The 20,806-nt window shown below is 66.9% G+C and carries 9 protein-coding genes; 4 read left to right on the forward strand and 5 right to left on the reverse strand.

Annotation, left to right across the window (positions count from 1 at the left end; translation table 11 throughout):
• Together B0E47_RS02435 and B0E47_RS02440 are read right to left on the reverse strand one after the other, a co-directional pair.
• Window positions 1-4,986, reverse strand: a complete 4,986-nt coding sequence (locus B0E47_RS02435; RefSeq protein WP_077512144.1) for an alpha-2-macroglobulin — start codon at window positions 4,984-4,986, stop codon at window positions 1-3.
• A 79-nt stretch (window positions 4,987-5,065) separates the two neighbouring features.
• The gene (locus B0E47_RS02440) at window positions 5,066-5,875 is read right to left on the reverse strand and encodes an alpha/beta hydrolase (protein ID WP_254422775.1); all 810 of its coding nucleotides are present in this window, start codon (window positions 5,873-5,875) and stop codon (window positions 5,066-5,068) included.
• A 242-nt stretch (window positions 5,876-6,117) separates the two neighbouring features.
• Between B0E47_RS02440 and B0E47_RS02445 the strand changes: the two genes are divergently transcribed.
• Both B0E47_RS02445 and B0E47_RS16965 read left to right on the forward strand, forming a co-directional pair.
• The gene (locus B0E47_RS02445; protein WP_139351309.1) at window positions 6,118-10,935 is read left to right on the forward strand and encodes a DEAD/DEAH box helicase; all 4,818 of its coding nucleotides are present in this window, start codon (window positions 6,118-6,120) and stop codon (window positions 10,933-10,935) included.
• 11 nt (window positions 10,936-10,946) lie between these two features.
• On the forward strand, window positions 10,947-11,105 hold the full coding sequence (locus tag B0E47_RS16965) for a hypothetical protein (protein WP_168170995.1): 159 nt from the start codon (window positions 10,947-10,949) through the stop codon (window positions 11,103-11,105).
• 181 nt (window positions 11,106-11,286) lie between these two features.
• On the opposite strand, the gene B0E47_RS02450 is transcribed toward B0E47_RS16965, so the two are convergent.
• The 3 genes from B0E47_RS02450 to B0E47_RS02460 all read right to left on the reverse strand — a co-directional run bounded on the left by B0E47_RS02450 (window position 11,287) and on the right by B0E47_RS02460 (window position 17,937).
• A complete protein-coding gene (locus B0E47_RS02450) occupies window positions 11,287-13,590 on the reverse strand; it encodes a family 20 glycosylhydrolase (protein ID WP_077512148.1) in 2,304 nt (767 codons plus the stop codon).
• Between the two features lie 136 nt (window positions 13,591-13,726).
• The gene (locus B0E47_RS02455; RefSeq protein WP_077512150.1) at window positions 13,727-16,684 is read right to left on the reverse strand and encodes a TonB-dependent receptor; all 2,958 of its coding nucleotides are present in this window, start codon (window positions 16,682-16,684) and stop codon (window positions 13,727-13,729) included.
• A 134-nt stretch (window positions 16,685-16,818) separates the two neighbouring features.
• Window positions 16,819-17,937: a glucokinase gene (locus B0E47_RS02460; protein WP_077512152.1), complete on the reverse strand. Its 1,119-nt coding sequence runs from the start codon at window positions 17,935-17,937 to the stop codon at window positions 16,819-16,821.
• Between the two features lie 436 nt (window positions 17,938-18,373).
• On the opposite strand from B0E47_RS02460, the gene B0E47_RS02465 reads away from it, so the two are divergent.
• Both B0E47_RS02465 and B0E47_RS02470 read left to right on the forward strand, forming a co-directional pair.
• Window positions 18,374-19,657: a sugar MFS transporter gene (locus B0E47_RS02465; RefSeq protein ID WP_077512154.1), complete on the forward strand. Its 1,284-nt coding sequence runs from the start codon at window positions 18,374-18,376 to the stop codon at window positions 19,655-19,657.
• A 94-nt stretch (window positions 19,658-19,751) separates the two neighbouring features.
• Window positions 19,752-20,801 (forward strand): LacI family DNA-binding transcriptional regulator, encoded by a 1,050-nt coding sequence (locus B0E47_RS02470; protein WP_077512188.1) that lies wholly within the window; start codon window positions 19,752-19,754, stop codon window positions 20,799-20,801.
• Window positions 20,802-20,806 lie beyond the last annotated feature (5 nt).

A 20,806-nucleotide genomic window follows, 5' to 3' on the forward strand; every position in this document is an offset into this window, starting at 1 on the left:
TCAGGGTTCCACCACCGTGATCTTCGCTGGATCGACTTTGCCGATACCGCGAATCGCCGGCCGATACATGTCCTCGACCAATGGCGGCGGCACCGTGTACGTGCCCGGAGTCACCGCGCGCACCAGGTAGAACACGTGGGCTGCGTCGCCGCGACTGAGGTTGAGCGCGGCGGCGTAGCGATCGTCGCGGTATTCCTCGTGCACCACCTGCGCGGCGGAGTCGTGCTGGTCGAGGTTGATGCCGTCGATCACCACCCCGGTCCATTGCTGCGCGCCGCCGAGGTTGAGGTTCTCCACTTCCAGCCCGCCAGGCAGCAGGTCGGTGACCAGCGCATCGGGGATGTCCATGCGCGCCTCGATGCGCAGCTCGACGATCAGGGTGTCGCCTTCCTTCAACTGCGTACCGCTCCACGGCTTGCCGTCGGTGGTGAAGTAACTGCGGCGCACGTCGATCTGGCTGTCGTCCGGCATGGGCGCCGTCTTCGGGATGCCGGCCACGTCGAGGGTGGCGAAGATCGCCGCCGGGCTGGTCGGCTGCACGCTGACCCCGGCGTCGAGATCGGCGGCACGGAGCTCGCGGCTCCACACGCGACTGTCCGGGGCGGTTTCGCTCTTGCCGGCCACCGTCATCGAGGCGGCCAGCGGTGCGTGGCTCTTCGCATCGAATGCCGCGGCCACGCGGGCGATCGCCGCCTGCTCCTGCGTGCTGAGGTACGACCACGACCAACGGTAGTTCTTGTCCTGCTGCTGGCGCTGGCGCACGTTGGCGCTGGCGTTGCGCGCCCAGTCGACCAGCCTGGCGTCGTACTCGGGCTTGTTCATGCCGTAGGTGTGCGTGAGCGCCACCATCAGCGCGAGGTCACGCAGTTCCGAACCGTAATCGCCGACGTACCACGGCCGTTCCTTGCTCCAGGCGAACGCCTCGGCAATCGCCTTCTGCGCGCGCTCGTTGTCGCCCATCAGCTTGAACGCGATGCCGAAGTGCAGCAGCGGCAACGGCGCCACCAGTTTCTGCCGCTCGTTGTCGAAGATCGCCCGCAGCGTGCCCAGCGGAGCCCGGTTGACGCGCGCCAGCACGAAGCCCGAGTAGGCCTCGTCGGCGAGGCGCAGGTGGTCGTGGCGCTCGTAGCCGTAGTACGGATGGCCACCGGCGAGCAGGTCGTCGTTGAGCCGTTGCAGCGCCTTCTGCAGCACGTCCTGCGGCACCGCGAAACCGGCGTCGCGTGCGTCGAGCATGAAGTCGACCACGTACGGCGTGGTGAAGGTCTCGATCGGACTGGAGCCGCCCCAGAAACTGAAGTGGCCGTTGCTGGCCTGGAACGAGGCGATCCGTGACAACGCACTTTCGACTGCTGCCTTGCGCACCTCGTCGCTCATCACCGGGCCACCCAGCGCCTTGGCCGTGGCGCCGTCCAGAACCAACGCGGCGTAGCCCTTGCTGGTGGTCTGCTCGATGCAGCCGTAGGGATAGTCGAGGATGCCGCGCAACGCGGCGCCATACGGCAACGGCGGCAACGTGCTGAGGGTGAGCCGCGCACGCACCGTGGCCGGCAGCAAACCGGCGATCGCACTGGCGCCAAAGTGTTCGGGCTTGCCTGCCTCCAGCGCCAGCGGCGTGGTGCGCACCACTTCGGGCCACGCCGGCCGCACCGCGAATTCGAAGTGGCGGTTGACCTGGTAATCGTTGAGCTGGGCATGAATGTCGGCGGTGGCTACCGCGGCGCCCGCCGCGGCCGTCACCGGCATCTGCAAGGTGGTGCCGGCGCCGTCCTTGAGGGCCACGCTCTGCGTGGCCTGGTTCACCTTGATCAGGCCGCCGCCGGTGACCGTCACCCTGGCCATGCCGTCCTTGCCGGAGAGGTTCTTCAGGTCGAGGCTGATCACCGCCTGGTCGCCGGCGGCCATTACCCGCGGCGTGCTCGGCTCGACCACCAGCGGCGCGCGCACGGTGACGTTGCCGTCGGCGTTGCCGTAGCGGCTGTCGGTATAAGCCAGCGCGGCCAGACGCAGGCTGCCGTTGAAATCGGGCACCTCGACATGCAACTGCGCCCTGCCCTGCGCATCGAACGCCAGCGGGCCGGCGAACAGGTCGACGATCTGCACCTTCGGATTGAGCCGCGCCGCCTTCGGCAGCGCCTTGCCGCTCATGTCGCCGCCGTAGCGCAGCTTCGCCTGCGCGCCATCCATCGCCTCGATGATGCGGCTGTACAAGTCATAGGCGTCGATGCCGAGCGCGCGCTTGGCGAACATCCAGGCCCAGGCGTCCGGCACCGGGTAATCGGTGATGTTGAGCACGCCCTGGTCGACCGCCGACAGCGTGACGAATGCCTGCTGCCCGGCCAGTCCGCTGGCCTGCACGCTGACGTCGAGCGGGTTGCCCGGGCGCATCAGCGCCGGCGCGTCGAGCTTGAGCGGGATGCGCCGGTCGTTGCGGTCCATCGCCACGTATTCGATGCCCACCGCACGGGCCGGCGTGGTGTGCTCGTCCGCCTCGCCGCCGCGGAACACCAGGGCGGTGACATACACGTCGTGGCGCTCCCAGTCCTTCGTCACCGGGATCTCGAACGTGCTGCCGGCTTTCGCGTCGATGTTCTTCGTGTAGAGCAGGTGATCCGATTCCACCAGCAGCACGCCGGGCCCGTCATGAGGCGGTGTCACGGTGACCTTCATGGTGTCGCCGGCGCGATAGCGTGCCTTGTCCAGCTGCAGCTTGACCTTGTCCGGGCGCGCCTCCCTGCCGAGGTTCTCGTCGTCCCAGCTGTAGCCGGCGAAGAACGGAAACACCGTGGTGAGTTTGGTGGCCGGGTCGTACACCTCGATCCGGTAGCTGCCCCACTCCACCGGGAATTCGACGTGGACCGACTTGCCGGCGGCGACGTCGATGTCCTTTTCGTCGATCAGCTGCAGGCGCTGGTTGGCATCGGATTTCCAGCCGCCGTTCTGTTCGTACAGCCAGTAGAAATCGCGCAGTTCGCGCTGCAGGCGCACCTTCAGGTGGCTGCCGGCGACCAGCTGGCCGTCGACGTTCGCGCGCGCGATCTCGAAGCCGGCCGGGGCTTCGCTCGCGGCGCCCTGCTTCGGGTCGAACAGCGGGCGCACGCCGACCAGCGCATCCGCGGGCCAGTAGGTGCGCTTGAGCAACCGGGTGACGGCGCGGCCGCCGCTTTCGTATACGCTGCCGGACAGGGTCACCGCCAGCGGCGCAACCGGCTTGACGTCATCGGGCAAGGCCACATCCTGCTCCAGCACACCCTGCGCATCGAGCTTGGCATCGACCGCGTCGGCGGCGCTCTTGGGCAGGTCGACCAGCGGATCGCCGAAGAAGGTGTCCTTCATCGCCGCGATCGGATGCACCTCCGGCGCCACCATCAGCTTGGCGGTGAAGCGATTGCCGGCGGCCGGCGCACCGTACAGATAGCTGGAGGCCACTTTCAGTTTCAGCGGCTGATCCGGCAGCAAGCGCGCCTGCGGGCCGGACAGCTCGACCTTCAGCCGCTCGGGCAGGAACTCCTCGACGTGGAACGGGAACGCCTGCACCGTGTCCTTGCTGGCCGGATCGAGTCGAAACTCCAGTTGCCACAGGCCGGTCGGCGCATCGGCCGGGATCGCCTGGCTCAGCTCGAAATAATTGAGCTGTTGCGGCTTCAGCTCCTTCTCCACCAGGGTGCGGCCATCCGGCTGCTTCACGCGCACGAACAGCGACTGCGGCTTCATCGGCTTGCCGTCGTCGTCGCGCAGCAGAGCCGAGGCGCGCAGGGTCTCGCCGGGGCGATACAGGTCGCGGCCGGACCAGGCGTAGACTTCGAACGGCGCCTGGCGGCGCCCGCTGATGTCGAAATTGGATACGTCCAGTGCCGGCTTGTTGAACGGCAGCACCGACACATCCTTGCCGTGGCGCGCCACCAGCACGTCGGAGGCCTTGACCTTGTAGGCAAGCAGCGCGTTGCCGTCGGCGCCGGTGGCGGCCTTGAGCTTGCTGCGGCCGGACGCATCGCGGATGTCGATATCGACCCCGCTGACCGGCGACCCGTCGCGCAGCGAGGCCACGTGCAGCAACGCATTGTCGCGGTACACGCGCAGGTGCAGGCCAAGATCGCTGACGAAGAAAGTCGCGGTGTCGTAGCCGCCCTGGAAGCTGCCGCCCGCCTTGACCACGGCCATGTACACGCCCGGCTGCGACAGTTCCCTGATGTTCTGCACGGGCAGATAGGTCACCGTGCGCTCGTTCGGTTCGCCGCCCAGGGTGTAGTGGTTGGCATACACCGAATCGGCGATCTCGGTGATCGGCATGCGGCTGCGGCGGTCGTCGCCTTCGCCACACTTGTTGTAGTAGCTGACCTCGTGATCGAGTTCGTAGCTGTCGCGATGACCATTGCGCGGATAGGCACAGAACAGGTCCGACAGCGCATCGTCGTGTACGCGGAAGAACTCCACGTCGGCGTCGTGCACGTTCATCGACACCAGCGGCAGGCCGCGCGTGCCACGCGCCGGCAATACGCTGCCGTGCGAGGCGAAGCCGACCGCTGCCGGCAGGTTGCCCGAATAGATTTCATGCTTCAGCGCATGGCCGAGCGTGCGCCCGTCCGCCGCCAGCAAGCCGGGCTTCAGCTCCACGACATAATGCGTGTTGGCCTGGACGAACGGAAAACTCAAGGTCCTGCCGTCGTCGAGCAGGCTCCAGCTGCCACTGACGACCTCGCCCCTGGGACCGGTCACCGCGATCAGCTCGTCGAAGCTCTGCGCCGAGGCCAGCGGCGCGTTGAAACGCAAGGTCAGTGCGGTGCGCGAATCGCTGGTCTTCGAACTGGCCGAGACCAGCGCGAACGCAGACGTCGCAGCCGGATGCGCGGCCGTGCCGGCGGTAGCGGGTGCGCCCTGCAATGCGGGCGGATGACCGTCGTGGCTGCGCCCGCAGGCGGCAAGCAGCAGGCCCAGCAGCAAGGTGGCCAGCACGCGTGGCGCGTGCGCGATCGATCGTCCGGACATGAAAACCTCTCCCTGGGTTTGCTCCGAAGTATTGCCGACATTCATGGCCGGCACGGGGCGCGATTCGGGCGCACGTCTATCAGTGACGCAATTGTCGTCCCAGCCAGTCGCCCAGCTGCATCAGCACCTGGCTGCGTCCCGGCTCGGCCTCGTTGAACAACTCGTGATACAGCGAGGCGAAAAAGCGCGTGGTCAATCGCCCGGTGCCTGCGGCGGCCCTGGCGAAGGCGCGGCTGCCGGCGGGATCGACGAGCTCGTCGCTGTCGGCCACCAGAAGCAGTGTCGGTACCTCCAGGCGGCCGGCATCGGCGATGCTGGTCGCCCCATCGCTGAAGATGAAGTGGGCCAGCCGCGGCGTGATCCAGCCATGCCGCAAGGGGTCGCTGCGATAGTCGGCCACCACCTGCGCGTCGTGCGACAGCTTGCTAGCGTCGAGCCCGTTGCGCAGCGGCAGGTTGGGCAGGAGGTGACTGAGGACCTCGGCCAGCCGGATCATCCGCGGCGATTCCCAGCTGCGCAAGGCCGGCGACGACAGCACCAGCGCGCCCGGGACCACGCCGCCATCCAGTACCGCGCGCGCAGCCACCAGACCGCCCATGCTGTGGCCCAGCAGCAGCGGGAGATGCGCCGCCGCCGCGGCATAGTCGTTGTACACGGCAGCCAGATCCGCCAGCAGATCATCGCCGTGCCGCAGCGCACCGCGTCGGCCGGGTGACTGGCCGTGGCCGCGCTGGTCGTAGCTGCGCACCGCGTACCCGCGCTGGTTGAACCATGACGCCAGCTGCGCGTAGCGGCCGCTGTGCTCGCCCAGCCCATGCACGATCAGCACCGCCCCGCGCGCGTGGGGCTGCGGCCAGTCGCGCAGGAACAGGCGTTGACCATCGGCCATGTCCAGCCAGGTGGTAACGCCAGCCGTTTCCTGATGCGAAGACAACCCTGCCCCCTTCTGCACCACGCTCTCCTGTTCAACCACGGTCATGCTGCGCCCCCGCGCATGGTTTGCCTGCCGAATGTGAATACTGACATGCCCGCCACGCGCTTGCATCGAACCAGTCGCCAATTGAGCACCGCGCCGCACACCCCATCTATGCTCCAATGAATGTTCCATCGCCCCCGCGCGGATCTCCACCGATGCGCATGGATTCCAGTCCGCTCGATGCGTTCCACCCGGCCCTGGCCGGCTGGTTCCGCCAGTGCTTCCGCGCGCCCACCGCGGCGCAGGCGGCGGCGTGGCCATCGATCCGGGCCGGCCAGCACACCCTGGTGGCTGCGCCCACCGGCTCGGGCAAGACGCTGACCGCCTTCCTCGCCGCGATCGACGCGCTGGTGCGCGAAGGCGTCGCCCACGGCGGCGTGCTCGCCGATGCCACCAGCGTGGTCTACGTGTCGCCGCTGAAGGCGCTGTCCAACGACATCCACGTGAATCTGGAAGCGCCGCTGGAAGGCATTCGCGCCGAGCTGCAGAAGCTCGGCCTGCCCGACGTGGTGATCCGCACCGCCGTGCGCACCGGCGATACTCCGCAGGTGGAGCGCAACCTGCTGCGCAAGCAACCGCCGCACATCCTGGTGACCACACCCGAATCGCTATACGTGCTGCTCGGATCGGCGTCGGGCCGCACCATGCTGGCGGACACGCGCACGGTGATCGTGGACGAGATCCACGCCATCGCCGGCAGCAAGCGTGGCTCGCACCTGGCGTTGTCGCTGGAGCGGCTGGAGTCGCTGTGCCAGCGACGCTTGCTGCGGATCGGGCTGTCGGCGACGCAGAAGCCCATAGAAACGATCGCCGACTTCCTGGTCGGCGCTCCGGCTTCCCTTCTCCCTCCGGGAGACAAATCGGCAGGACTGCCGATTTGCACGGCGGATGCCGCCCGCAGGGTGAGGCACATGGATGTGCCGAATGAAGGTGCCCGAAGGGCGGATGAGGGTTCGGGGTCACGGGAAAGCAACAACGAAGAAGCCTTCGAATATGAGGTTGCGACGCACACCACCCCCTCACCTCAATCCTCTCCCCAGAGGGGAGAGGAGGCGAACGCGAAGAGCGACGTCACCATCATTGACACGGGCCACGCTCGCCCGCGCGACCTCGCCATCGAAGTCCCCCCGGTGCCGCTGGAAGCGGTGATGTCGAACGACAGCTGGGAGCTGGTCTACAACCGTCTCGCCCAGCTGGTGCAGGCACACCGCACCACCCTGGTCTTCGTCAACACGCGACGGATGGCCGAACGCGCTGCGCGGCATTTGTCCGAGCGGCTGGGCAAGGAACACGTCGCCGCGCATCACGGCAGCCTGGCGAAAGAATTGCGGCTGGATGCCGAGCAGCGGCTGAAACGCGGCGAGCTGTCCGTGCTGGTAGCCACGGCCTCGCTGGAATTGGGTATCGACATCGGCGAGGTCGACCTGGTCTGCCAGCTCGGTTCGCCACGTTCGATCGCTGCCTTCCTGCAGCGCGCCGGCCGCTCCGGCCACAGCATCGACGGCACGCCGAAGGCGCGCCTGTTCCCGGCGACCCGCGACGATCTGGTCGAATGCACGGCCCTGCTCGATTGCGTGCACCGCGGCGAGCTGGATGCGCTGATCATGCCGCCGCAACCGCTGGACGTGCTGGCCCAGCAGATCGTCGCCGAGGTGGCCTGCACCGAGTGGAGCGAGGATGCACTTTATGCGCTCGTACGTGGCGCACATCCATATCGCCAACTGGCCCGCGCCGAGTTCGACGCCGTGGTGCGCATGCTGGCGGAGGGTTTCACCACCCGCCGCGGCCCGCGCGCGGCGTACATCCATCGCGACGCCGTGCATGGACAACTGCGCGCCCGGCGCGGCGCACGGCTCACGGCCCTGACCTCGGGCGGCACCATTCCCGATACGGCCGATTACAAGGTGGTGCTGGAGCCGCAGGCGATCATCGTGGGTACGGTGAACGAGGATTTCGCGGTCGAGAGCATGGCAGGCGACATCTTCCAGCTCGGCAACTCCAGCTACCGCATCCAGCGCGTCGAGCGCGACCGCCTGCGCGTGGAGGATGCGCATGGCGCGCCGCCGAGCATCCCGTTCTGGTTGGGCGAGGCGCCAGGACGCAGCAACGAGTTGTCGTTCGGCGTGTCGCGACTGCGCGAAGAAATTTCCGCCTTGCTTGAGCCCCTCTCCCCTTGGGAGAGGGGTGAGGGTACGGGGTTCGCCCAGCATTCCAGCACGCCCGAACCCTCTCCCCCAACCCCTCTCCCGCAGGGAGAGAGGAGCAACGCCCGCGCGCTCGCATGGCTTCGCGAAGAACTCGGCTTGGACGAATCCGCGGCCCAGCAACTTGTCGATTACCTGGCCCGCGCCAAGGCCGCGCTCGGCGTGCTGCCGAGCCAGCACACCCTGGTGCTGGAACGCTTCTTCGACGAATCCGGCGGCACCCAGCTGGTGATCCATGCGCCGTGGGGCAGCCGGATCAATCGCGCGTGGGGCTTGGCGTTGCGCAAGCGCTTCTGCCGCCAGTTCAATTTCGAGCTGCAGGCGGCAGCCACCGAGGATGCCATCGTGCTGTCGCTGTCGACCAGCCACAGTTTCCCGCTGGAGGAAGTCGCACATTACCTGCATTCGAACACCGCCGAGCATGTGCTGATCCAGGCTCTGCTCGATGCCCCGCTGTTCCCGGCGCGCTGGCGCTGGAACGCGGTAACCGCACTGGCCCTGCCGCGCTTCACCGGCGGCAAGAAGACACCGCCACCATTGCAGCGCATGAAGAGCGAGGATCTGCTGGCCGCGGTGTTCCCCGACCAGGTCGCCTGCCTGGAGAACATCGTGGGCGAACGCGAGGTGCCGGATCATCCGCTGGTCAACCAGACCATGCACGACTGCCTGCGCGAGGCAATGGACATCGATGGCCTGTTGCGGGTGCTGCGCGATCTCGAAGCAGGCAGCATCAAGATCGTGGCGCGCGACCTCGCCGCACCGAGTCCGCTCGCCGCCGAAGTATTGAACGCCGCACCGTATGCCTTCCTCGACGATGCGCCGCTGGAGGAACGCCGCACCCGCGCCGTGCAGACGCGCGGGCTGAGCGGCACGGAGAGCGCCGACGACCTCGGCCGCCTGGATGCCGCGGCGATCGATGCCGTGCGCGCCGAAGCATGGCCGCAGGTACGCGATGCCGACGAGATGCACGAGGCGCTGACCCTGCTGGGTTTTGTCGGCGCGGACGAGATCGCTGCCAACGATGGCTGGGATGGGCGGCTGCAGGCGCTGGCCATGGCCCAGCGCGCCACGCGGCTGCAGTTCGCCGCGGGAGCAGCTGCGATGGCGTGCTGGGTGGCGGCCGAACAGTTGCCGTTGTGGCAGGCACTCCATCCCGGCGCATCGATGCAGCCGCCGATCGAGGTACCCGCCGAATATGCGGCGCAGCCATGGGCGCGCGAGGATGCCTTGCTGGAACTGGTACGTCGCCGACTGGGCGGGCTCGGTCCGACGACCGCCGCCGCGCTGGCACTCCCCTTCGGCGTCGCGGCGGATGATGCGGAACAGGCGCTGCTGCGTCTGCAGTCCGAAGGCTATGTGATGCAGGGCCGTTTCAGTGCCGATGCCACGGACACCGAATGGTGCGAGCGTCACCTGCTGGCGCGCATCCATCGCTACACGCTCGGCCGGCTGCGGCGCGAAATCGAGCCGGTCAGCCGGCGTCAGCTGATGCGTTTCCTGTTCGACTGGCAGCATGTATCCGCGGCAACCCGGCAGAGCGGGCCGGATGCGCTGGTCGCCACACTGGCGCAGCTCGAGGGCTACGAGGCGGCGGCCGGCGCCTGGGAATCGGAGATCCTGCCGGCGCGCATCGACGACTATTCGATCAGCTGGCTGGACGAATTGTGTCGTGCCGGCCGGATCAGCTGGGCGCGCTTGCGCACCGGCAGCGGCGGCGGCGGTGGCCCGGTGCGCAGCACGCCGATCGTGCTTCTGGCGCGGCGCGACATGGCCGTCTGGACGTCCGTCGCTGCCGGTAACGATCCGCAGGAAATCCTGCTGTCGTCGCGTGCGCAGGCCGTGGTCGATGCGCTGCGCGAACAGGGCGCGCTGTTCTTCGACGAACTGCTGGATGCCACCCGCTTGCTGCGCGCCGAACTGGAGGACGCGCTCGGCGAGCTGGTCGCCGCCGGCCGGGTCAGCGCCGACAGCTTTGCCGGCCTGCGCGCGTTGCTGCTGCCGGCAGCGAAGCGCGACGGCGGACGGCACCGGCGCCTGCGGCGACATCAGTTCGGCGGCATCGAGGATGCGGGGCGCTGGTCGCTGGCGCGCACGCCCCTTCCCCTCTCCGGGCGACCCCTGCTGAGCCCCTTTGCGGGTGAGAGGATGTCCGTAAGGACGGATGAGGCGCGGGTGCCCGCAGGCAAGTCAGGTGAAGGGTCACGGCAAGAGCAGCCCCTCACCTCAATCCTCTCCCCACAGGGTAGAGGAGGCGATGGTGGCGCTTCGCGCCGCCTCGATTCAGATGAAGCAGAACACGTGGCGCGTGTTCTGCTTCGCCGTTACGGCGTAGTGTTCTGGAAGCTGCTGGAACGCGAGGCGCCGTGGCTGCCGTCGTGGCGTGAACTCCTGCGCGTCTATCACCGGCTGGAGGCGCGCGGCGAGATCCGCGGCGGGCGCTTCGTCGAGGGCCTGGTCGGCGAGCAGTTCGCCCTGCCCGAGGCGATCGCGCCGTTGCGCGCGGTACGATCCCGCGACGACGACGGTGAGCTGGTCTGCCTCAGCGGCTGCGATCCGCTGAACCTGGTCGGCACCGTGCTGGTCGGCGACAAGGTGCCGGCCCTGGCCGGTTCGCGCGTGCTGTATCGCGACGGCGCGGCGATCGCCGCGCTGATCGGCGGCAAGGTCATACCGCTGATCGAGTTGTCCGTCGCCGACACCCAGCTGGCGAAGCATGCGTTGCTGCGCCATCCACCCTCGCTGCCGGATACGCTGGCGGCGGCGCGCTGAAGGATCGACGGATGGGATGCCTGCCGCTCCTGCTGCTGTTTCCGTTGGGTTTTGGCATCGGCTATCTGGTGGCCGGAGCGATTGGCGGTTTGTGGGGGGCTGGCATCGGTTTCGTGCTGGGCGTGCTCGCGATGGCGATGTTCATCAAGGCGCTGCGCGGGCGGCGTTGATCGTCAGAGCTTGAGATGGATCTGTCGGCGAGGGAACGCAGGGACCAGATCGCGGCGTCATCCAGTCATCCGGACCATTGACCAACAACGTCGCCGCCACGGTGCAGCCGTGCAACGCGGCGAGGCGTTTGCTCATGTAACCGCCCTCTTCATCGACGCTGAGACACCGTCCTGTCGGGACTCATGGCGTGAGTGTCGCCCGGCCAATCGCATACAACGGCCCGTCGATCGGCGCGGTGTAGATCAGGCACAGGCCGTGCTCGCCCTGCTGAGCTGGCAGCCTCGCATCCAACGTGAAGTTGCGCGCGCTGTGCGCCGGATCGGGCAGCGGCATGCTGGCCAGCACCGGCCCGTCGCATTGGTCGGCATGCACCACCAGCTCGCCGAACGGCGTGGCGTGCGGGCGCGACACCACCAGCTTCTGCTCGTGCGCGAGTGCGAAGTTGCGCGGCAGGCGCACCGCATCGACATGGATCGCGGTGACGCCATCCATCCAGGTGACGGGAAACAGCTGGCAGGTGTTGAACACGTTCACCGCGTACACCGGCTGAGTACTCTTCGCGTCGGGCGTGGGTTGCAGGCGCAGGCGGAAATCGCTGGCGGGACAGTTCGGCAGCGTGTTGCCGGGCAGGCTGAGCAGGGCAGCGCGATCCAGTACGCGTTCGCGCGACGCGGCAAGCGGGCTGCCGTCGTCGGCGAAGCTGGCGGCGCGCACGGTGACCGGCAGGGTCACGTTGAACGGCAGGTCGTAGCGCGGCGCGGCAGGCGTGGGTGCGCTGCCGTCCAGCGTGTAGTGAATGGCCGCGACACCGACCTGGTCCGTCAGCGTCACCGTGGCCTTGCCGGTGGCCAGTGCCAGGTTGCGGTCGGTGGCGATGTCTACCGCGAAGGCGCCGTCGGCGACGTTGACGTGCTGTGCGCGGTAACGCTCGAACTGCGCCGGCAGGCGGGCGAGGAAGCTCGGCCAATGGTTCGTGGCTGGCGGCGACCAGGCCACTTCGCTGAGCGCATCCAGCCGCGGGAAGACGGCGTGTTCCACGTGGGCGAACGTGGGCAGGTGTTCGGTCCACAGGTTGGCCTGCACGCCCAGCACGTGCTTCGCCTGCGTCGCGCTCAGTACGCCGGGTACGACCTGGAAGGCATACACGTCCTTCAGCGATTCCACGCCGAGGCGGCCGGAGTATTCGTCGGCGAGATCGCCTTGCACGAAGTCGAAGTAGAGAGCCGGCGCGGGCGACATCACCACGTCGTGACCGAGCAGCGCGGCCTTGATCGCACCGTCGGTGCCGCGCCAGGACATCACGGTGGCGTCGGCCGGCAGGTTGTCGCCTTCGAGGATCTCGTCCCAGCCGATTAGCTTGCGACCGTGCTGATCGAGGTACCGGCCGATGCGGGCGATGAACCAGCCCTGCAGCGCGTCCTCGCTGGTGATGCCCAGCGCGTGCATCTTCGCCTGCACGGCGGGCGAGGCCTGCCACTGATCCTTGATCGCCTCGTCGCCACCGACATGGATGTACTTCGATGGGAACAGTTCCATCACTTCGTCGAGCACATGGTCGATGAAGGTGAAGGTGTCGTCGTCGACGTTGTACAGCCAGGGATTGATGCCCCAGTCGACCGAGACGGCCGGCCGCTGGCCGGTGACGCCGAACTGCGGATACGCGGCGACCGCGGCCTGCGCATGGCCGGGCATGTCGATCTCCGGCACGATGGTGATGTAGCGCGCGGCGGCATAGGCCACCACCGCGCGAATCTCATCCTGCGTGTAGAAGCCACCGTAGCGTTTCGGCTCGCCGTCGTGTCCCGCGTCCGGCGGCGTGCGCCAGGCACCGATGCGGGTCAGTTCGGGATAGCGCCTGATCTGGATGCGCCAGCCCTGATCGTCGGTGAGATGCCAGTGGAAAGTATTGAGCTTGTGCTGCGCCATCTGGTCGAGCAGCGTCTTGATCTCGGCCACGCTCTGGAAGTGCCGCGCGGAATCCAGCATCAGGCCACGCCAGGCGAAGCGCGGCCAGTCGCGGATGTGCATGCCAGGCACGTCCACCGCGCCGGTTCGTGCATCGGGCGTCAGCAACTGCCACAGCGTGATCGCGCCGTGGAACAGGCCGGCGTCATCGCGTGCGTGGATGCGGATGCCCTGCGGCGTGACGTCGAGCGCATAACCACCGGCCTGCGCCACGGGTGCCTGCGGGTCACGCTGCAACACGATGGCGGGTGACTCAAGCTTGCCGGACGTCACTCGCAGATGCAGGCCGCGGGTGCGTGCCAGCAAGTCGATCAGGTAGCTGGCCGTATGTCGCGTGGCGCTGGAGTGGTCGATGACGACCGGCGTGCGCGCGTCCACCCGAAAACCGGCATCCGCCAGTGTGAGCTTTGCCGGCAGCGGAATCAGCGCGGGTGGCACGACCGCCGGTGCAGCGCGCAATGAGGGCAGCAGGCCGAGCAGCAGGCAGGCACAGACGGCGAGTAGCGGGCGGCAGGTCATCGACGTTCTCCGGCGCGGGCGATCAGCATGCCATGCACGTCACGACATGCGGAAAAAAAACGGGCCCGTAAACAACCGCGGGCCCGTCAGGGGGAGAGGGCGGGCCGTCCGTGGCCCGCGATGATGCAGCGGTGGATCAGAGCTTGAAGTTCACGTTGAAGTAGTACTGGCGGCCGTTCGTGTAGAACGCCTCGGGTACCTTGCCGAAGCCCAGGCCGGCCTGTGAGCCCAGGACGTAGTAGCGCAGCGTCGGGTTGTTGAGGTTCATCGCGTCGAACGAGAAGCTCACGTGGTCGTTGAGCTTGTAGCCTGCCGAGAACGACAGGTAGCCCGTGCCCGCCTGGTAGTACGGCAGCAGCGGCATGGTGTTGCCGAGCAAGCCGCCCTGGACCGCCATCATGCCGTCGTAGAACGACGAGCGGTAGGTGTAGTTGATCCGCGCGTTCCAGCGACTGTCCTCGTAGTACGCGGACAGGTTGGCCGTATTCCTGGAGCTGCCGAACAGCGGACGATTGCCTGCCACGTTGCTTCCCGGCGTTCCATCGGGGTTGTACAGGAAGGTGCCGCCGGTCGAATGGCCATTGGCGTACGTGTAGTTGACGCTGGCACCGAAGTGGTCGCCGATCGGCTGGATGTAGTTCAGCTCCACACCCTTGAGGTTGCCGTTGACGTTGACCGGGATGCTGACCAGGTAGTTGCTGTAGACCGGTGTATGCGACGGATTTGTCCCGCCACCACCATAGGTCAGGTAATTGTTGAGATAGGTGCCGTTGACCGTGCCGTAGTCGTAGTAGTTGCTCATGTCCATCTCGTACACGCTGGCCGAGAGCAGACCGCGTTCCGAGAAGTACCACTCCAGCGACGCATCGAAGTTGGTCGAGATGAGCGGCTTCAGGTTGGGGTTGGGACCCGAGCCGGAACCGGTGCCGGTGGCGCTCTGCGGATCGCTCAGGCTGAGGAACCCGGCCAGTTGGCCGTAGTCTTGCCGGGTCAGCGTTTGCGAAGCGGCGAAGCGCGCCAGCAGGCTGCCGTCGTCATTCAGGTTGACCTTGAAGTTGAAGCTCGGCAACAGCTTGCCGTAGTGATGCTTGCTGTAGTTCCAGTACCAGCCATTGGGATAGAAGGCCGAAGGCGGTGAACCGTTTTGGTAGTCGGTTCCCTGGATCGTCGGACTGGTGTAGCCGATGTTTTCTTTCGTGGCGATATAGCGCACGCCGAAATTGCCACCCCAGCTGGAGTTGCCGAAATTGAGCTGCATGTACGCCGCGCTGTTGTTCTCCGACATCGAGTAAATATCGTTCGGATAGAAGCGCGAGCTTCCCGGATCGTTGTTCACCACCCGGTTCGCATACTTCGCGTTCAGTGCCGCCAGCTGGCTGGGCGTCCAGTACCAGATGCCGGAAGGCATCGAGCCCACGCCCAGATCGCTGCCGAAGCTGCCGGGATAGTTGCCGCCAACAGGGGGCGGGTTGAGAAACCCTGAATTTGCAGCACCCATCGGAACACCCGGATTGATACCGGAGCCCCAGTTGATGCCTTGTGCGATCGCCGTCGGGCTGTCATGCGTATGCCTCGCGTAGCGCACGCCGAATTGCAGCGAGGACAGCGCGCCGTCATCGAAGTCGAATTCGCCGTCGGCCTTGAACCAGTTCTCCTTGTCGACCACCTGGATGGCCTGGTCGCCGAAGATCCAGTCGAGGCCGACGGTGCTCGGGTCGTAGGCGCTGTTGTTGCCACCGAGCGCCCAGTTGAGCGGTTTGCCCAGGCCATTCATCCCGTAGCTGGCCGCCTGGCCATAGCCCGTATCCATCTCCATCACGTCCTGGGTCGGCGTGCTGCCGGTGCCCTTGGTGGTACCCGCCTGGAACTTGAAGCCGAGGTTGCTGGTGGCCTGCCAGTCCGCGTCGAGCGTGAAGTACCGGCTGGATTCGGCTTCACCCGGGCGCGAGATCATGTCGTAGATGCCCTGCGACACGCCGGGCTCCGCCGCCATCGCGGCACTGGTGAGGATATTGCCCTGCAAGGTGTAGCTGGTCAGCGTATCCCCCGGCAAGCGGTCGCGCGCGCGCAGCATGTAGTTGCGGTTGTAGTCGGTGGCATCCATCTTTGAGTAGAAGCCATCGAGGTTCAGCGTCAGGTTGTCGAGCGGCTTCCACTCCAGATCGATCGAACCACCCTTGCGCTTGCGCGTCTGCGTGAACAGCGCGGCACCCGGCAGGTTCGGGTAGAACACGCCGGTGCTGTTGCTGCCGGGCGTGGCTGGGCCGAGGCCCAACTGGGTGGCGACTGCCGAACCGGTCGGCACATACGAATAGCCGAGCATTTCCTGCCCGTTGCGCTGGAGGTTGCGTTCCTCGTAGAAGCCCTGCACCAGCACGCCGAACGTATTGGAATCGTTCTTCCAGTTGACCAGCCCGTTGAACTGCGGCTTGGTGCTGCCTGGAAGGTCGGCGTACGCGCCACCCAGGCTGGCCTCGGCGGAAAACGGCTTGCCGAATTCCAGCGGCTTGCGCGTGATGATGTCGATCGTGCCGGCGGCGCCGCCCTCGAGCAGGCTGGCCTCGGAGGTCTTGTGCACGACCACCTGGCTGACGACTTCCGACGGCAGCAGGGCGTAGCTGACGCTGCGGCTGCCACCACCGCCAAGGATGAACCAGTCGCCCGAGGCGATACCGTGGCCATCGACCGTGGTCAGGGTCAGCGATGGCGCGCTGCCGCGAATGCTGGCGCGATCGGCCTCGTCGAAGCCGCCTTCGGCGCCGGCGGCATCGGCGATGTTCACGCCGGGCAACTGCGCGATGGTGTCGGCCACGTTCTTCGCCGGCAGCTTGCCGATATCCACGGCCGAAACCACTTCGACGTGCGAATTGGCATCGCGCTTGGTATCCAGCGACATCGCCTGGGTCGCGCGGATGCCGGTGACGACCACCGTGTTGAGCGTCTTGACGTCCTTGAGCTCCCGGGCCTTTTTGGCGGCATCCTGTTGAGCCTGGCTGGTGCTGTCGGCCTGAGTGCTGTCCTGCGCATAGATCGCACCGGACATGCACAAGCTGGTGATGATGCTCGCGGCGAGCAATGTCTTGCGGTAGTTCATGGTGTTCCTCCCCTCAGAGGCTGGCTCGAATCAGAGTCGTCTTGACGACGGTCCGGTGCTGGTGGTGATGGTCAGGTGGGTTGACGTCGGGTACTGCGGGCGGCTTGGCGCCGTGGTGCTGGATCGGGCTCATGTCATGTTCCCTGCCCCTTGTCGCGCTCTTCGTCCAGGAACCAGCCTGCGGCGCCAATCACACCAAGCTGGCCGTGCTCGATCAGTCGAACCGGAATCTGTTGCAGCCAGGCGCGCATCACGCCCTTGTTGAAATAGCGCTCGGCAAACGTGCTGACGAGCAGGAAAGGCTGGATCTGCGGCAGGATGCCGCCGGCCAGGTAGACGCCACCGCTGGCGCCGTACAGCAGCGCCAGGTCGCCCACGAAGCTGCCGAGCAGGCCGCAGAACAGCTCGAGCGTCTCCACCGCATTCGGGTCCTGGCCCGCCATCGCGGCGGCGGTGACCTCGGCCGGCGTCAGCCAGCGCGGATCGGCGCCGCGCAGCTCGCACACCGCGCGATAGAGCTTGAGCAGGCCCGGACCGGACAACGCATCCTCGACCGGCACGTACGGCCGGTCGCGACCGAGCAGGCGCAGGATTTCGATCTCGCGCTCGTTGCCGGGCGCCAGCGAAATCTGCCCCGCCTCGGTGGCCAGCACCTGGGCGCGCGGATGACCCGGCAACAACACCGCCGAACCGAGCCCGGTGCCGGGGCCCATCACCAGCTTCGGACCACTGGACTTCGGATGCACGGCATCGATGATCGGCCGCGTTTCGGCCGCGTCGATGAACTGGGTGGCGTAGGCGACCGCCTCGAAATCGTTGATCACCGCCAACCGCTGGATACCCAGGCCCGCGCGGATGTCGCTGATGGACACGCGCCACGGCAGGTTTCCGTTGACGATCTCGTCATCCAGCACATAGCCGGCACAGGCGACCGCGCAATCGCGGATGCCGGCGGCGGCCGCCGCGTGCGGCGTGTGCGCCAGCTGCGCCACGAAATCCAGCAGCATCGCGGTGAGGCTGGCCCAGTCGGCGCAGCCGTAGCGGTGGTAATGCAACACGCTGACCGGACGCCGGCCATCGGCATGCCCACTGACCAGGCCGATGCGGGCATGCGTGCCGCCGACATCGGCGGCGAGGAACGGCTGGCCCGGATCGGGCGCCGACGCGGCCGACGTGCCGGTTGTCGACGCCACGCCGACAGGCGTCGTTTTCGACGGCGCTTCCGCGTGACGCTGGTTGGCGACTTCCCCCACTGCGAGATCTCCCGTGATCGGCGTGGCCCCGGTTTGCCTGGCGCGGACACGCCGCGGGCCGGGCATTGGCCTGATGTGGGGCGAGTCTGGAATCAAAATGACAACGTTGTCAACAGGGCTGACTGCATTTGCACGAAGTTTCGATGCGGCGATGCAGCGTGGCCGGCGCGGGAATCCGTGATTTCACCTGAACTGATGGCCTGGCGGCTTTGTACGGCGCCACGCCCGATATGTCCGTGAGGTCGTGCCGCACTAATGCGTTGCCACAAAAGCGGCCAGATCAGGGTCCCCCGCGGAACGGTCCGGGTGGCCGGGGCGTCCGTCCGGCGAGCCACGGATTGACAACGTTGCACTTTTTGCGGAATAAGGAGACATTCCTGTCAGCCCCGGTCATCCTGCCGGAGCGGCACGGCCGACCCGGGGAGAACTTGCATCCATGAGCACCACACTGGCGGCGACGCCATCCCAGCGCAGCCATCTCGGACCGATGCTGATCATCGGCGTGCTGTTCTTCATCTTCGGTTTCGTCACCTGGCTCAACGGTCCGCTGATCACCTTCGTCAAGCTGGCGTTCCAGGTCAGCGACGTGTCCGCGTTTCTGGTGCCCTTCGCGTTCTACCTGTCGTATTTCTGCCTCGCCCTGCCGGCGTCGGTGGTGCTGCGTCGTACCGGCATGAAGAAAGGCATGGCGCTGGGCCTGTTCGTGATGGCGATCGGTGCGGCGATGTTCGGCCAGTTCGTGGTGGCGCGGGTATTTCCCGGTGCGCTGACCGGGCTGTTCGTCATCGGCGCCGGGCTGGCGTTGCTGCAGACCGCGTCCAATCCCTACATCAGCATTCTCGGCCCGATCGACAGCGCGGCGCAGCGCATCGCCTTCATGGGTATCTGCAACAAGCTGGCCGGGGCGCTGGCGCCGCTGGTGTTCGGTGCCCTGGTGTTGAGCGGCATCGACAACATCGATCAGCAGGTGAAGGCCGCGCCGGATCCGGCCGCCCGCGACGCCCTGCTCAACGCGTTCGCTGCCAAGGTGCACGTCCCCTATCTGGTCATGGCCGCCCTGCTGGTGGTGCTGGCGATCTGGGTGGTTCGCTCGTCGCTGCCCGAGGTCAAGCCCGCCGGCGCGAACAGCGAAAGCGGCATCGGCCACCGGGACGGCAGCATCTTCAGCTTTCCGCATTTGTGGCTGGGCGTGTTGTGCCTGTTTCTGTACGTCGGCGTGGAGGTGATGGCCGGCGATGCGATCGGTACCTATGGCGCGGGCTTCCATCTGCCGCTGGGACAGACCCGCTTCTTCACCACGTTCACCCTCGGCGCGATGCTGCTCGGCTATCTCGCCGGGCTGGCGCTGATTCCACGGTTCGTCTCGCAACAGCGCTACCTGGCGCTCTCCGCCGTGCTGGGCGTGCTGCTTGCCATCGGCGCCTACGCCACCAGCGGCTACGTTTCGGTGGGTCTGGTGGCCGCACTCGGCTTCGCCAACGCGATGATGTGGCCGGCGATTTTTCCGCTGGCGATCAAGGGACTTGGCCGCCACACCGAAGCGGGCTCCGCGCTCCTCATCATGGGCATCGCCGGCGGCGCGATCGTGCCGCAGCTGTTCGTGCACCTGAAGCAGCACATCGACTTCCAGCTTGCATTCGTGGTGCTGATGGTGCCGTGCTACCTGTACATCCTGTACTACGGCCTGGCCGGTCACCGGGTCGGCCAGGCGCAGTCCTGATTGGCTGCGCGTCCCCGCGCATGCGCTAGGATGCGTGCACGGCGTCGCGCATTCCCGCGTGGCGATACACTTCACGATGCATGAGGTTCAACGGGTGCGCAGTGCCACCATCAAGGATGTCGCGGAGCAGGCCGGCGTCTCGCTGAAGACCGTGTCGCGAGTGATCAACAACGAGCCGTCGGTGCACGCGCGCACGCGCGAGAAGGTGCAGCGCGAAATCGATGCGCTCGGCTACCAGCCTGATCCATCCGCACGCAGTCTGCGCAGCACGCGCGCCTACGCGATCGGCCTGGTCTACGACAACCCCAACGCGCACTACGTCATCAACCTGCAACACGGCGTGTTGTCGGTGTGTCGCTCCAGCGGCTTCGGCCTGCAGATCCATCCCTGCGATTCGTCCTCGCCGCGGCTCGCCGACGAGCTGAGCGCGCTGGTGCGTCGCTCGCACCTGGCCGGACTGGTGCTGGCGCCGCCGATGTCGGAACAGCCGGAGCTGATCCGCAGGCTGAGCGAGGCGAAGGTTCCGTTCATGCGCATCATCTCGGCGCGCAAGGATCCGCAAGACGGTTATCCCTGCGTCTACGTGGACGATCGCGATGCCGCCTACGCGATCACCGAGCACCTGATCCAGCTCGGCCACCAGCGCATCGGCTTCCTGTGGGGCGGGCGCGAGCATCGTTCCAGCCCGGAGCGCTACCAGGGCTACGAGGATGCGCTGAAGGATTACGGCATCGCGTTGGATCGCAAGTTGATCCTGCCCGGCGACTACACCTTCGACGACGGCTTCCGCGGCGCGCGCAAGCTGCTGGCGCTGAAGGACCGGCCCAGCGCGATCTTCGGCTCCAACGACGAGATCGCCGCCGGCGTGCTGGCGGCGGCGCATTCGGACGGCATCAACGTGCCGTACGAACTGTCGATCGCCGGCTTCGAGGACAGTCCGTTCTCCAAGCAGTCATGGCCGGCGCTGACCACCGCGCGCCAGGCCACCGAGGAAATCGCGCGGCATGCCGCGCAACGGCTGATCGGCGACCTGCAGCGCGCCGCCAACGGCGAACCGGTGCGCGAGGGCAACGAGGGCTTCAGCCCCGAGCTGGTGGTGCGCGGGTCCACCGCGCCGCGGCAGACCCGCAAACCACCTGCGTAGGAGCC

The organism is Rhodanobacter sp. B05, from assembly GCF_002001085.1.
Taxonomy (GTDB): domain Bacteria; phylum Pseudomonadota; class Gammaproteobacteria; order Xanthomonadales; family Rhodanobacteraceae; genus Rhodanobacter.